A 14,350-nucleotide genomic window follows, 5' to 3' on the forward strand; every position below is an offset into this window, starting at 1 on the left:
CGGCTGGGTCAGGAGACGTCCTGGTCCGAGTCCTGCTCCGAGTCCTGGGCGGGCTCCTGGTCCTGGTTCTGGTCCTGTGCCTGCTCCCAGTCCTCTCCCTGGCCCTCTTCCCGCTCCGGGGAGCTGACCGGGCCCTGCGTCGGGCTCGGGCTCTGGCTCTGCACCGGGGTCTGCGGCTGGGCCGGGGGCTGCTTCCTGGCCTGCTTCAGGCGGTCGGCGCCGACCTGGAGGGCGCGGATTGTGTACTCCGTGCGGGGCTCGGTCAGGCCGCCGTTGGTGAGGACGATCGCGTCGTCGCCGACCCGTACGGCGGCGAGATCCAGGGTGAGCGTCGCCGGGGCGCCGTCCAGCTCGCCCCTCGTCGCCAGGCGCAGGCCCTGCCTCGCGTCCCCCGCGTCCGGCAGCGCGACCTCCGTGACCCGTACCTCCTGGCGGGCGCCGCCCGGGCCGGTCGCCGTGAACCGGGCGCACTTCTGCGGCAGCGTCTTCAGCCAGGCGAGCCGCTCGTCCACGTCGGCGCGGTGGTGGGCGGTGACCTGGTAGCGGAGCTGGCCGCCCTCGTCGTAGTCGTCGAAACCGGCCACGGCGCGGGCGCCGGACGGTTCGCCCAGCAGCTCCTCCGTGTAGGCGGCGTCGAGGAGGCGTCCGCAGTCGGCGTTGTCCGTCGTCACCTTGAGCAGCGCGTCCCGCCAGAGCGCGGCGCCCTCCGTACCGGCCCACGGCGCCCCGAGGTCGGCGTCGGTGAGCAGGGCGTCGTGGGCCTGGACGTCGGTGAGGGCGGGCGGGGCGGTGGGGGAGGCGGCGGCCTTCGCGGCGGGGGCCGATGCGGCGGGTCTGGCCTGCCGGCGTTCCGAAGCGCCCTCGGTGCGGTCCCCCTCGTGCAGGCACGCGGCCATCGTCAGCAGGGTGCCCATCCCCACGGCCGAGGCGAGCAGACGTACCGCACGGGGAGACGGCCGACGGGTCATCAAGGGGTCCTCCAGAAGTGCCGGTACGTCAGATATCTCCTCCGACGGCACCATTGCCCGCGCCGTCCCACCAGCGGGCCGGGCCGTACGGGTGAGTGGAACGGGCCGGCGGGTGGTACCCCGGGGGTATGCCGATACTGGCCATTGGATTCACTGGCTGTCGGACGCAGCGGCCGTGGGAACCCCTCTTTGGCTGTCACTGCCGCTGTCTTCGGCCATCGGACTGACCGACCGACCCCTTGGAGCACCCGCCATGTCGAAGATCCTCTTCGTGATGACCGCCGCCGACCACTGGACCCTCGCCGACGGCACCCTGCACCCCACCGGCTTCTGGGCCGAGGAGGCCGCCGCCCCGTACGAGGCGTTCAAGGCGGCGGGGTACGAAATCGTCGTCGCCACACCCGGCGGGGCCCTGCCGCCCCTCGACCGGGGCAGCCTCGCCCCCGAAGTCAACGGCGGCCAGGAGAACGCCGACCGGATCGCGGGCGTCCTCGACTCCTTCGACGAGCTCCAGCACCCGCTCAAGCTGGCGGAGATCGACGTCGCCGGCTACGCGGCCGTCTTCTACCCGGGCGGCCACGGCCCGATGGAGGACCTCGCCGTCGACGCCGACTCCGGCCGACTCCTCACCCGCGCCCTGGAGTCCGGCAAGCCGCTCGGCGTGGTCTGCCACGCCCCGGCCGCGCTGCTCGCCGCCACGAAGGAGGACGGCACCAACGCCTTCGCGGGCTACCGGCTGACCGGCTTCACCAACGCCGAGGAGACCCAGGCCGGCCTCGCCGACAAGGCGGTGTGGCTGCTCCAGGACCGGCTCGTGGAGCTGGGCGCCGACTTCCAGGAGAGCGAGCCGTGGGCCCCGCACGTGGTCGTCGACCGCAACCTCGTCACCGGCCAGAACCCGGCGTCCTCGGCCCCGCTGGCGGCCGAGCTGCTCAAGAAGCTGGCGGCGAGCTGACCGTCGCAGCCGACTTCGGGCGGAAGCTCCGGGGCCAGGGCGCCTCTGATGGATCTCCGCGGCGTCGCGACGCCCGGCACGCACCCTCGCCGCACGGCGCAAAGGGACAGGTGGCGGAGCCACCTGTCCCTTCACACGGCACGCCGAGCGCACGCACCGAACGCCGCTCCTTCTCCCACGGAGATCCATCAGAAGCGCCCAGTGCCCCGGAGCTTCCGCGTGCGACGCCGGACACTGGGACCCTGTGCAGCCGGGAAAGGAGCCCCCACCGTGACGACCGCCGAACCCAACACCCCCGCCCAGCACCTCAACACCCTTGCCCAGTACGGAAGTTCAGCCGAGCCCGCTACCACCGCCCACCCCGTCCCCGTCATCATCGACTGCGACACCGGTGTCGACGACGCCCTGGCCCTCCTGTTCGCCGTACGGCACCCGGACATCGACCTCCGCGCGGTCACCTGTGTCGCCGGGAACACGGACGTCGACCAGGTCGTACGGAACACCCTGATCGTCCTCGACCGGGCCGGCGCCCCCGATCTGCCCGTCGCGCGCGGGGCGGAGCGCCCGTTGATCGAGCCCGCGCGGCCCGCCGAACACGTGCACGGGCGGGACGGTATGGGCGACCTCGGCCTGCCCGCGTCCACCACCCGGACGCTCGTCGACGTGGACGCGGTGACCCTGCTGCGCCGCGAGATCCTCGCCTCGCCCCGCCCGGTCACGCTCATCCCGATGGCCCCGCTCACCAACATCGCGCTGCTGCTGCGTACGCACCCCGAGGTGACCCGGAACATCGAGCGGATCGTCTTCATGGGCGGCGCGGTGGACGTCGGGAACGCCACGCCCGTCGCCGAGTTCAACGTGTGGCACGACCCGGAGGCCGCCGCGATCCTGCTCACCGCCGGGGTGCCGATCACGATGTACGGCCTGGACGTCTTCCGGCGCGTCGTCGTGCCGGCGGACGACGTACGGCGGCTGCGGGAGAGCGACGAGCCCGGCGCCCGGCTCGCCGGTGACCTGCTCGCCCACCGTGACCCGGCCGCCTCCGGGGACCCCACGCCCACCGGCGGTCTCGGCGACGCGGGCGCCGTCTGCTCGGTGGCCGACCCGGCGGGGCTGACCACCAGCCTGCTGCCCGTCGAGGTCTCCCTCGCCCCCGGCCCCGCCCGGGGCCAGACGGTCGTCGACCGCAGGCCGCGCCCCGGCGAGGCCGAGATCCACCACGGTTTCCGCCAACAGCCCCTGGCGGACGTGGCGTTGGACATCGACGTGGAGCGGTACGTGAAGCTGTACCTGGGGACGGTCGAGCGCCGGTAGGTCAACGACGCGAACGCCCCGGCACCGCTCACGAGGAGCGGAACCGGGGCGTACGTACGTCAGGCCCTGTTCGTGCGTCAGGCCCTGTTCATGACCATGATCATGACGACGACCATGGCGCTGACCGTGCCTGTGTCCGTGTTCACGAACCGGCGCGGGCGGACTTGCGTCGCTGCGTCACGACCACGATCGCCGCACCGGCGATCAGCAGCGCGGCGGCGCCGCCCGCGATCGGGCCGGTGGCGCTGCTGCCGCCGGTCTCGGCCAGCGGCGGCTGGGTGCCCTCCGGGGTCGTCGGCGTGGCCGGCGGGGTGGACTCCGGGACCGACTCGGACGGCGTCGGCGTCGACGGCGTCTCGGAGGCGGGCGGGGTCGTCTCGGAGACGGGCTCGGAGGGAGTCGGGGTGCCGGTGCCCGGGGTCTCCTCGGCCGGCGGTGTCGGCGTCGGGGTCGGGGTGCCCGGAGTCTCGGAGACGGGCGGCGGCGTGACGGTGCAGTCCTTCGTACCGCCGTTCCAGGCCGCGATCAGCTTGTCCTTGATGACCGGACGGTCCGGGCCCTTGGGCAGCTCGCCGTGCTCGAAGCCGTCGTTGGCGTCGAGCTTGCCGTCGAACTTGACCTTGCCGCGGTAGAGGTCGATCTGCGCGAAGCAGCCCGCGTCGGGCACCGCGATGTCGAGGGAGTCGGTCTCGCCCTGCTTCACCGTGACGGTGTCGAAGTCGACGAAGACCTGCTCGCCCGAGGTGGCGAAGGTGGCGCCGTGGGCGAGGTAGGACGCGAGGGAGGCGGTGCAGGTGGTGGCGTCACCGGCGGTGCGCACCTTGACGTGGACCTTGCCGTCCTCGCCGGGCTTGAGGTTCTGGTCGTCGACGCGGACCGAGTCGTAGTAGTTCGCCCCGTCGAGGGAGAACTGACAGCGGTCGGTCTCGGTCTTCGTGCCCGCGCCGGTGCCGGGCTTGTAGCCGCCGGTCTTGGCGCCCCAGCCGTCACCGCCGGGCGTCCCGGTGGCCCAGGCCCCCGAGGCGGAGGCCGCGCAGAGGGCGAGCGCGGCGGCGCCCGTCCCCAGCAGGCGCAGCGCGGTGACACGTCTCCCTATGGACATACGGATCCCATCTTCGCGTGAGCGAGAACCCGGGTACGGCGGGAGGGCAGCGCGATGCGGCCGGGCCGTACCGGGGGAGTGGTGTGGAGTGTGGTTTCAGGAACACCGGGCCCATTGGTCATATGCGCCACAGCGTTTGCACATCGTGGATCTTGCGGACCGGAGTGTCAACCTGGGGAAACGCAAAGGAGGTTAGTGGATCATCACGATTCCACCACACAGGGAACGAGGCGTTCCGGGGGCGCGTGCGTTCACGTTCCCGGCGAATTGGACAGAGTTGGCCTTGTCGCCCGTCGATGTGAACGTGAAGGAGCCACCGAGTGTCCGAACCGATGCAGAAGCAACTGCTCGACCTTTCCTCCCGAGACCCCGACTGGTGGCGTCAGGCCGTCTTCTACCAGGTGTATCCGCGCAGCTTCGCCGACGCCGACGGCGACGGACTGGGCGACCTGAAGGGCATCACCCAGCGCCTGACGCACCTGGCCGCGCTGGGCGTGGACGCCCTCTGGCTCAGCCCCTTCTACCCTTCCGAACTCGCCGACGGCGGCTACGACGTCGGCGACTACCGCGACGTCGACCCCCGCCTCGGCACCCTCGACGACTTCGACGCCATGGTCGCCGAGGCGCACCGCCTCGCCCTCAAGGTCATGGTCGACATCGTCCCCAATCACACCTCACGCCGGCACGTGTGGTTCGAGGAGGCCCTGCGCTCGGCCCCCGGCTCCCCGGCCCGCGACCGCTACGTCTTCCGTGACGGCAGGGGTACGTACGGTGAACTCCCGCCCACGGACTGGCAGTCGGTGTTCGGCGGCAGCGCGTGGAAACGGGTGGACGAGGGCCAGACGTCCGAGGGCCAGTGGTACCTGCACCTGTTCACGCCCGAACAGCCCGACCTCAACTGGGACAACGAGGAGATCCGCGCCGACTTCCGCACCACGCTCCGCTTCTGGTCGGACCGGGGCGTCGACGGTTTCCGCATCGACGTCGCCCACGCCCTCACGAAGGACCTGACCCCGCCCCTGCGCGACCTCGGCGCCCCGGAACTCAGCGGCGAGCAGGCCCTCGCCCTGCTCCCGCCGGGCACGCACCCCTTCTTCGACCGCGACGAGGTCCACGAGATCTACCGCGACTGGCGCAAGATCCTCGACGCCTACACCCCGCCCCGTATGGCGGTCGCCGAGGCCTGGGTCCCGGGCGCCCGCCGCGCCCTGTACGCCCGCCCGGACGAACTCGGCCAGGCCTTCAACTTCGAGTACTTGCAGGCGAATTGGGACGCCGATGACTTGAGGCAGGTCATCACGGACTCCCTCGCCACGGCCCGTTCGGCGGGCGCCTCGGCGACCTGGGTCCTCTCCAACCACGACGTCGTACGCCACGCCTCCCGCCTGGCCCTCCCCCCGGGCACCGACCTGAACGCCTGGCTCCTGTCGGACGGTACGGACCCGCTGGTCACCGAGGCGACCGGCCTGCGCCGGGCCCGCGCGGCCACCCTCCTGATGCTGGCGCTGCCGGGTTCGTCGTACGTCTACCAGGGCGAGGAACTGGGCCTCCCCGAGGTGGCTGACCTGCCTGCCGAGGCCCTCCAGGACCCGATCTGGGAACAGACGGCCCACGCGAGCAAGGGCCGCGACGGCTGCCGGGTACCGCTGCCGTGGACGACGACCGGACCGTCGTACGGCTTCGGCCCGGGCGCTGCCTGGCTGCCGCAGCCGGCGGGCTTCGAGGCGTACGCCGTCGAGGCACAGGACGGGGTGGAGGGCTCGACCCTGGAGCTGTACCGCGCGGCCCTGGGTCTGCGCCGCCGCCTGATCGAGGGCGAGGACCTGACGTGGGCGGCGGCGTCCGCCCCGGACGTCCTCGACTTCGCCCGGACGGACGACTGGCGCTGCGTGACGAACCTGTCGGACGCGCCGGTTCAACTGCCGCCCAGGGAAGTCCTGTTGAGCAGCGCGCCCCTGGAGCCGGACGGACGCCTGGGTCCGGACACGACGGTCTGGCTCGGACGTTAGAGGGCGTACTCACCCCGCGGGTGCGTCGTGGCTGGTCGCGCAGTTCCCCGCGCCCCTTGACGGCGCACTCCGTGCGCCGTTTCAGGGCGCGCTTCCTGCGTCGCTTGAGTGCGCGGCGAAGCCGCGCATCTCAGGGGCGCGGGGAACTGCGCGACCAGCCCCAACGCACCCGCAGCCGACGACCGCGTCAACCCTGCGGAGCGGACGGCGGTGGGGTGAGGACGACGAGCGGGGCGTTGGGCGCGGGGGCCGGTGGGGTCACGTCGGTGGCGGGCAGTTTCGGGGGCGCGGTCTCCTGGAAGAGCACCTGGTCGAAATTGACGAGTCCCGTCTTCTCCATGACCGAGATGTGGTCCAGGACGGTGGTGTTGGCCTGGTCGGCCAGGGCGCGCACCAGTGTGTTCCTGGTCGTGGACCGGATCTTGGCGACGGTGGTGAAGATCTGCCCGTGCGTGATGCGCAGGATGTTCGCGAAGTCGCTGTCGAACTGCTGCCCGCTGTCCGCGCTCAACGTCGAGACGAACCCCTGCTGCTGCGGACTGGGCAGGTTGGGGATGGTGACCCCGAGCTGCGGAGCGATCCGCCGTACGGTCGCGTCGAGGGCCGCGTGCCCGGCGACGAGATGCTGCCCGGCGGTGACGACCGCGTTCGAGGTCCCCTTCTGTATCGCCATCTGCCCGACCGGGTACTCCCACAGCCCTGCCGCCCGCACCTTGACGACGAAGTCCCGGTCCGCCTCCGTGAGCGGCCCGGACGACGTCTGCGCGACGATCCGCGAGGGCGAGGTGGACACGTTCTGGATGCCGAGCATGGCGGGGTAGACGAGCGCGGCGAGGGTCAGGCTCAACGCGCCGCCCACCAAGAGGGTGCCGGTCGGGTTCCGGGTGAAGCGCACCGTGCCTCCTGTCGCAGGGCCGGTTCCGGCCCGTCGGGAGGGAGTACGGCTTCGGGGGCGGCCGGAACCTCTGGTCTCCGTATGGCCTGCGTAAAGGGTGCGTCATGGGGCCGGTGGCCATTGCCGTGCCGCCGGTACTGAAGGTCCGTACGAAAGGGCACTGTGACCTGCGGCTGAGGCGATCCGCCCCCACGGGCTGCCAGGATGTCGCGGACCAGGGCCGAAGGGCCCGCAGAAGCAGGAGGGGGAAGAACGTGGACATACTCGTACTGAGCGTCATCCTCGCGCTGGTCGTCGGAGGGTGCGTCTGTGTCGTGTGGGCGTCCCGGGGCGGGCCGCGCTGGGCGCGCGGGGTGGCCTACGTCGTACTGGCGGCGGGCGAGGTGCTGCGCAGCTTGTCGACCCGTTCGAAGCAGTCGTCGGGACAGCAGGGCGACTCGGGCGGCTCGGACGGCTCGTGACGACGGAGCCCCTGCGCCCGCCTGCCCGGGACGCCGGCCGATGAGCGCCCCCGTCGTCCTGCACGCGCCCGCGACACCCACCGCTCCCGCCCTCCGCCTCCGCCCCTGGCGCCCCCAGGACGTCGCCGCGCTGGTCGAGGCGTGCCGGGATCCCGCACTAAGCCGCTGGACGGGTCACTCAGTGGCGAACGACGAGGACGGGCTGCGCTGGATCCGCGCCCAGCAGCGCCACTGGGAGGCCGGTGACCGGTTCGCCTTCGCGGCCGTCGAGGATCAACTCGGCGCGAAAGAAGGCATGTTGGTCGGTCACGTGGTCCTCAAGGGCGTCGCCCCCGGCAGACGGTCGGCCGAGGTGGGCTACTGGACCGCCGCGCACGCCCGCGGCCGGGGAGTGGCCCCGCGCACCCTGGAAGCGCTCACGACCTGGGCCTTCGACACGTTCGGCACCCCCGGTCCCGACGGCCTCCAGCGCATCGAACTCCTGCACCAGGAGGACAACGTGGCCTCGTGCCGGGTCGCCCAGAAGAGCCGGTACGACCTCGACCGCGTTCTGCCGGCGGCACCGCCCGCCTTCCCTCACGACGGCCATGTGCACGTACGGCACCGGAACGTCTGACGCCTGACGTCGGCCGCTCTCGGGGCGCTCCCCGCGATCTTCGGCCCGGAGCGGCTATTCCCGCCGGACGTGTGACATTGCCGCAGCTCCCCGGGGGCGCGTTCTGTGCTACCGTCGTTTTCAGTTGCAGTTGTGGTTCCCAAAGATTTCCGGTGTTAGTTCCGGCGGGGCAATCATTGCGGCGACGCGAGATCCGCACGGTGCGGATCTCCGAGCATGCCCCAAGGAGATTTGACATGGCCACCGGTACCGTGAAGTGGTTCAACGCGGAAAAGGGCTTCGGCTTCATCGAGCAGGACGGCGGCGGCGCTGACGTCTTCGCCCACTACTCGAACATCGCCACCCAGGGCTTCCGTGAGCTCCACGAGGGCCAGAAGGTGACGTTCGACGTCACGCAGGGTCAGAAGGGCCCGCAGGCGGAGAACATCCTCCCCGCCTGATCCGCGTGAACCTGGCGATCCACTAGTGGATCGGCACACCACGTGATTGTGGCCGGGGCCCGCACCTAGGGGTGTGGGCCCCGGCTCACAGTTTTTTTCGGGACGATTCCGCACCGGACACCGGTAGCCCGTCCCTGGATCTTTGGTTCTTGGTTCTTGGGGTAACCCCCCTTCACCGCTCGTTTCCTTTCGGCCCGTCCCCACGGCCCCCTTTTTTTGCCCTGCGTACTGCCGCTGTCGCGGCGGGCGCTGTGCGATGCCGTGAAACCGTCGACGTGCCGCATTGAGGAAGGTTCTGCATGAACCGGTCGTTCGCCGACCTGGGCCTGCCGCCCTCGCTGCTGGCCTCCCTCACCGTCGAGGGCATCACCGTCCCTTTCCCCATCCAGTCGGCCACGCTGCCGGACTCCCTCGCAGGCCTTGACGTCATGGGCCGCGGTCAGACCGGCTCGGGCAAGACCCTGGCCTTCGGCCTGGCACTGCTGGCCCGGATCGCCGGACAGCGCTCCGAGGCGGGACGCCCGCTGGCACTCGTCCTCGTACCCACCCGTGAGCTCGCCCAGCAGGTCGTGGACGCGCTCACCCCGCACGCCCGCGCGCTGGAACTGCGGATGACCACGATCGTCGGCGGGCTGCCCATCGCCCGTCAGGCCCGTGCGCTGGCCGCCGGCACCGAGGTCGTCATCGCGACGCCCGGCCGGCTCCGCGACCTCGTCGACCGCGGTGACTGCCGCCTCGACCGCGTCGCCATCACCGTCCTCGACGAGGCCGACCAGATGGTCGACATGGGCTTCCTGCCGCAGGTCACGCGGCTGCTCGACCTGGTGCCCCGCAAGGGCCAGCGCATGCTGTTCTCCGCCACGCTCGACGCGGACGTCGGTCGGCTCGCCCGCCGCTACCTGCACGAGCCCGTGGTGCACCAGACCGACCCGCACGCCGGCGCCGTCACCACGATGGAGCACCACGTGCTCTACGTCGACGACGTCGACAAGAAGACGGTCGCCACCGAGATCGCCGCCCGTGACGGACGCGTCCTCATGTTCATGGACACCCGGCGCAGCGTCGACCGCCTCACCAAGCACCTGCTGAAGAGCGGTGTCCGTGCGGGAGCCCTGCACGGCGGCCGTTCGCAGCCCCAACGCACGCGTACGCTCGCCCAGTTCAAGACCGGCGAGGTCACCGTGCTGGTCGCGTCCGACGTCGCCGCCCGTGGCATCCACATCGACGACCTCGACCTGGTCGTCAACGTGGACCCGCCCGGCGGTGCCAAGGACTACCTCCACCGCGGCGGCCGTACGGCCCGCGCCGGTGCCTCCGGCAGCGTGGTCACCCTGGTCCTGCCCGAGCAGCGCCGCGAGATGCGGACCCTGACGAAGGCCGCGGGCGTCAACCCGAACACGGCCAAGGTCTCCCCCGGCGGTGCCGAACTCACTCGCATCACCGGCGCCCGTACTCCCTCGGGGATACCGGTGGTCCTCCCGACCCCGGCCCCGACCCCGCCGGCCGCCCCGAAGGGCGACGGCTCCGGCCGGTCCAGGTCCTCGCGATCCCGGTCCGGTGCCGGTACAGGTGCCGGTGGGGGCTCGCGGTCACGCCGTGGAGCCACCGAAGGTGGTACGGCCACGGCGCGTACGTCCGGTGGTGGTGGCGCCGCCAAGGGCCGCACCGCGGGTGGCGCCGCCGGAGCCCGTACGGCGGGCGGCAGCGCCAAGAAGGCGTCGCGTCCGACCGGTGGCGGTGCCAAGCCGCCGCGTACGTCGGGTGGGAGCACCTCCGCCCGTACGGAACCGGATGCCGCCGGCGAGCCACGCAGCCGCCGGCGCCGGGCACCCCGGACCCGGCGACCGGGTTCCGACGCACGTCAGGGCAGCTGACCCCAGCTCCAGCCCCCGTTTCACCCCAGCCGGCCGGTGTCAGGCCGACCGGCCCCGTATCAACTGGCCCCAGAACAGCCGACTGGCCCCAGAACCACTGGCTCGGACCCTTCTCTGACCCGCGGAGGCACCAATGCGTTGTGTGATCGCCCGATTCCCGTTCGACCTGATCATGAGCGAGGTCGAGCACAAGATGGACGGGGTGGCTCCCGAGCCCCTCACCAGTGCGGCCGTCGTCATCGGTGGCGTGGACTACCCCGTGAAGCAGGTCGGTGCGGTCATCACGCGCCTCGACCGGCGTGACTTCACGGAGAAGGAGATGGTCGCGGCGCTCACCCGCCTCGGCTTCACCTGCCGTCCGGTCGCCGCGCAGGCCCCGGCCCGTCCGGCGGTCATCGACCCGTGGGCCGAAATGCAGTAGCGCTCCGCTGGTTGGGCGGTGTGTTGGCTGCCGGTGCGTTGTGGTTTTTTGCGCAGTTCCCCGCGCCCCTTGAGTAGGGCGGTGTGTTGGCTGCAGGTGCGTTGGGGTTGTTCGCGCAGTTCCCCGCGCCCCTACAGGCAGGGGCGCGGGTGAACCGTTGGAATTAGTCGACCGGCACCCCCGTCACCGTCGCGGCCAGCGGATACGCGCCCGTTTTCAGGGGCGTACCGACCGTGCCCGTCGCCGTTGTCACCGGTACGAGTGTGCCGGCGTCGGCCGTCGTGACGTACGCGGTGGAGCCGTTCCAGTCGAAGGTGACGTCGAACGCGGAGCGGCCGACGGTGACCGGGGTGCCCGGAGCGCCGGTCACCGTGTCGAGCGGGGTGACGGTGCTGCCGTTGCTCGCGCTGACCCAGAGGGTCCTGCCGTCGGGGGAGACGGCGAGGCCGTACGCCTGGCCGGTGACCAGGAAGGTCGGGCGGGTGTCGTTCGTGGCGGTGTCGATGGGAGTGACCGTCGAGCCGCCGGAGTTGGACACGTACACCGTCCGGCCGTCGGGCGCCGCGACCACGTTGAACGGGTTCGGCCCGACGCGGATCGCCGTCCCCGCCACGCCCGTTGCCAGGTTCACCGGGCTCACCGTGCTGTCGTGGATGTTCGCCACGTACAGGGTGGTGCCGTCCGGGGTGATCGCCATGTTCTCCGGCCCGTCGCCCACCGGGATCTTCGCGCCCGCCGTGCCGGTGGCGAGGTCGATCGGCTGGACCGCGTCGTCGGAGTAGTCCGCGACCCAGAGGGTCCGGCCGTCGGGCGTGAGGGCGAGCCCCGCCGGTACGTCGCCGACCGCCACGGTCGCCGTGACCTTCGCCGTGCCGACGTCGATGACGCTCACTGTGTCCGAACCCTGGTTCGCCGCATAGGCGGTACGGCCGTCCGAACTGACCACGACCTCCCCCGGGTTGTTGCCGACGGGGATCTCCGTCGACGCCCCGGAGCCCAGGTCCACCGAACTGACCGACGCACCGCTGAAGTTGGCGGTGAGGGCACGGGTGCTGCCATCAACTCCGGTTATCTGCACGGGAATCGCCCGGCTGACGAGCCCATCTCCGGTGACGACGGCCGACCTTGCGCCCGCTCCCGCCCCGCTCGCCGCCGTGAAGGTCAGCGTCTCGGTGGCCTTGCCGCCGGCCGGGACGGTGACCGTGCCGGAGGACGGGGTGACGGCCAGGCCGTCAAGTGCCGTGATCTTCCAGGTTGTTGTGGTGGGTGCGGTGGAACGGTTGTCGGCGATGGTGAGCGTTGCTGTGGTGCTCCCGCCGGGGGCCAGGGACAGTGACGTCGGGGTGAAGGAGGCGTCGGGGCCCGGGTCGGGGGCGGCTCGCAAGGTCGCGTCGAACAGGAAACGGTCCAGCACGCCGGGGGCGATCTGCTGCGGTACCGAGTCGAGTTGCTTGCGCTGGGACTGGAGGCGGGCGTAGAGGGTCGACACGGCGTCCGTGTCCTCGTTCGCCTGCGCGAGCATCAGTTGTACGGCCGTGTCGCCTGCCGTTCCGTATGCGCCCAGCTTGTCGAGCCAGGCCGAAGTCTCCGTCAGGAAGCCGGAGTTGGGTAGGTGGGCGCGGAGGTCGGCGGGGGCGGCGGCCATCGCCTTGAAGTAGGAGGCGAGGGCGTCGGCTGCTTTCTCCAGCCCCTCGCCGGTTTCGTATGCGGTCGTGAACGCCTTGAGGAGGGGGGTCAGGGTCGGGGACTCGGTGGCGTCGAGGAGGGAGGAGTAGTTGTTCTCCGCGAAGATCCGGAGGGAGGTGGCGGTGGCCGTGGGGGCGCCGGAGGCGAAGTCCTTCACCGAGGCCAGGAAGGCTGCCCGGGGGTCGTACGCCGTGGGGTTCCAGGCGTAGGACGCCGAGGTGAACAGGGCGAGTTTGCTGGCCTCCGCCTGGACCATCGGGTTGGCGGTGATGCCGGTGACCTGGGCGGCGACTCCTGGCTCGCGGCCGGTGTACGGGCCGAGGAGGAGACGGCTGGTGGTGTAGTCGTTCACCGGGTAGTTGTCCCAGATGAGGATGGGGTGACCGAACAACTCCTTTGCCTGGCGGGCCTGTTCGGTGCTGATCGTCGGCGCGATCACGCCGACGCCGGTCCACTCCACGACGACCGACGGGTCCAGCTTGTCGCGCAGCGCGGTCTTGTACGGGGAGTCGGCGAGGTCGGAGTACTCGGTCGGGACCATCTCCAAAGGGGTCACGTCGTCATGTGCCTCGACGAAGTCCTTGACGACGTTGTTGAGGAGGGCTGCCTGTGCGGTGCCGGCCGCTCCGCCTCCGGTGCCGAACTCCTGCTCGTCGGCGGGGCAGTTCCACTTCGTGTAGCTGATGTCGTCCAGCGGTACGGCGAACGAGCGCACCCCGATCGCGTACAGCGACTCGAACTTGGCGACCAGGGCACTGACGTCGGCGGTCGAGGAGTAGCAGACCGACAGTCCGGGGGAGAGGGCGTAGGTGAAGCGGACGTGGTTCTCGGCGGCGCGGTCGACCAGTTGTTTGAGGGTGGCCAGTTGGGCGGGCGGGTAGTCGTCGCGCCAGTTCGCGCGCAGATACGGGTCGTCCTTGGGGGAGTAGACGTACACGTTCTGCTTCGTACGGCCGTAGAAGTCGAGTTGGGAGAGGCGGGTGCTCTGGGACCAGGGGGCGCCGTAGAAGCCCTCGATCACTCCGCGCAGGGCGGTCGCCGGCCAGTCGCGGACGGTCGCGGTGGGGACGGACGTGCGGGTGATGAGCTGGCGGAGGGTCTGGGCCGCGTAGAAGGTGCCCGTCGTGTCGACCCCGGACAGGGCGACGAGGCCGCTGCCGGTGGCCAACGTGTAGCCCCCGGAGGGGAGTTGGGTGGGGGGTGCGGCGTTCAGGTGCTTCAGCGCCTTTGCCGTCGCCGGGTTCTCGGTGGGGCCGCCGACGTAGACGGTGAGGGCGGCGGGGGGTATCGGGCGGCCCGCCGTGACCGTGTGGATGGTGCGGGCGCCGGCGTCGCGGAGGACGCGTTCGACGAGGGCGCGCGCGGCGGGGTCGGTGGCGGGGCCGACGACCTCGACGACCCGCTTCGGGACCGGTTGGGTGCCGTGGCCGGGTCTCAGTTGCTGGGGGGTCGGCCAGATGTGGGGGATGGGGGTGGCAGCAGCGGGGGTAGTGGTGGAACGGGGGGTCGCTGCTACGGCGGGGGCCGGGGCGGTGCCCAGCACGCAGAGGGCCAGTGCGACCAGGAGGCCGCTCGCTGACTTCAGTGCCGGGGTCACGGCCGGCTCCGG

At 71.4% G+C, this 14,350-nt stretch carries 12 protein-coding genes; 8 read left to right on the forward strand and 4 right to left on the reverse strand.

Annotation, left to right across the window (positions count from 1 at the left end):
* Positions 1-8: 8 nt before the first annotated feature.
* Positions 9-968 (reverse strand): hypothetical protein, encoded by a 960-nt coding sequence (locus ACH4TV_RS16495; protein WP_398398513.1) that lies wholly within the window; start codon positions 966-968, stop codon positions 9-11.
* A 253-nt stretch (positions 969-1,221) separates the two neighbouring features.
* Here ACH4TV_RS16495 and ACH4TV_RS16500 point away from each other — a divergent pair, with 253 nt between their 5' ends.
* The gene (locus ACH4TV_RS16500) at positions 1,222-1,923 is read left to right on the forward strand and encodes a type 1 glutamine amidotransferase domain-containing protein (protein WP_398398515.1); all 702 of its coding nucleotides are present in this window, start codon (positions 1,222-1,224) and stop codon (positions 1,921-1,923) included.
* Between the two features lie 372 nt (positions 1,924-2,295).
* The gene (locus ACH4TV_RS16505) at positions 2,296-3,237 is read left to right on the forward strand and encodes a nucleoside hydrolase (protein ID WP_398398843.1); all 942 of its coding nucleotides are present in this window, start codon (positions 2,296-2,298) and stop codon (positions 3,235-3,237) included.
* Positions 3,238-3,379: 142 nt separating this feature from the next.
* Here ACH4TV_RS16505 and ACH4TV_RS16510 read toward each other — a convergent pair whose 3' ends face one another.
* Positions 3,380-4,339: an LAETG motif-containing sortase-dependent surface protein gene (locus ACH4TV_RS16510; RefSeq protein ID WP_398398517.1), complete on the reverse strand. Its 960-nt coding sequence runs from the start codon at positions 4,337-4,339 to the stop codon at positions 3,380-3,382.
* Between the two features lie 332 nt (positions 4,340-4,671).
* On the opposite strand from ACH4TV_RS16510, the gene ACH4TV_RS16515 reads away from it, so the two are divergent.
* The gene (locus tag ACH4TV_RS16515; protein WP_398398845.1) at positions 4,672-6,348 is read left to right on the forward strand and encodes a glycoside hydrolase family 13 protein; all 1,677 of its coding nucleotides are present in this window, start codon (positions 4,672-4,674) and stop codon (positions 6,346-6,348) included.
* 187 nt (positions 6,349-6,535) lie between these two features.
* On the opposite strand, the gene ACH4TV_RS16520 is transcribed toward ACH4TV_RS16515, so the two are convergent.
* Positions 6,536-7,207 carry a DUF4142 domain-containing protein gene (locus ACH4TV_RS16520; protein WP_398398846.1) on the reverse strand — a complete coding sequence of 224 codons (672 nt, stop codon included), beginning with the start codon at positions 7,205-7,207 and terminating at the stop codon, positions 6,536-6,538.
* Between the two features lie 290 nt (positions 7,208-7,497).
* Here ACH4TV_RS16520 and ACH4TV_RS16525 point away from each other — a divergent pair, with 290 nt between their 5' ends.
* From ACH4TV_RS16525 to ACH4TV_RS16545, 5 genes are all read left to right on the forward strand, one after another.
* Complete coding sequence (locus tag ACH4TV_RS16525) at positions 7,498-7,704, forward strand: hypothetical protein (RefSeq protein WP_398398519.1); 207 nt, start codon at positions 7,498-7,500, stop codon at positions 7,702-7,704.
* A gap of 40 nt (positions 7,705-7,744) precedes the next feature.
* On the forward strand, positions 7,745-8,320 hold the full coding sequence (locus ACH4TV_RS16530; protein WP_398398521.1) for a GNAT family N-acetyltransferase: 576 nt from the start codon (positions 7,745-7,747) through the stop codon (positions 8,318-8,320).
* A gap of 236 nt (positions 8,321-8,556) precedes the next feature.
* Positions 8,557-8,760, forward strand: coding sequence for a cold-shock protein (locus tag ACH4TV_RS16535; RefSeq protein WP_006373337.1), 204 nt, complete (start codon positions 8,557-8,559; stop codon positions 8,758-8,760).
* Between the two features lie 299 nt (positions 8,761-9,059).
* Positions 9,060-10,634: a DEAD/DEAH box helicase gene (locus ACH4TV_RS16540; RefSeq protein WP_398398523.1), complete on the forward strand. Its 1,575-nt coding sequence runs from the start codon at positions 9,060-9,062 to the stop codon at positions 10,632-10,634.
* 133 nt (positions 10,635-10,767) lie between these two features.
* Positions 10,768-11,055, forward strand: coding sequence for an SCO5918 family protein (locus ACH4TV_RS16545; protein WP_398398525.1), 288 nt, complete (start codon positions 10,768-10,770; stop codon positions 11,053-11,055).
* A 163-nt stretch (positions 11,056-11,218) separates the two neighbouring features.
* On the opposite strand, the gene ACH4TV_RS16550 is transcribed toward ACH4TV_RS16545, so the two are convergent.
* A complete protein-coding gene (locus ACH4TV_RS16550; RefSeq protein WP_398398527.1) occupies positions 11,219-14,338 on the reverse strand; it encodes a beta-N-acetylglucosaminidase domain-containing protein in 3,120 nt (1,039 codons plus the stop codon).
* Positions 14,339-14,350 lie beyond the last annotated feature (12 nt).

Origin of the sequence: Streptomyces sp. NPDC020898, assembly GCF_044333925.1 — a bacterium.
GTDB lineage: Bacteria > Actinomycetota > Actinomycetes > Streptomycetales > Streptomycetaceae > Streptomyces.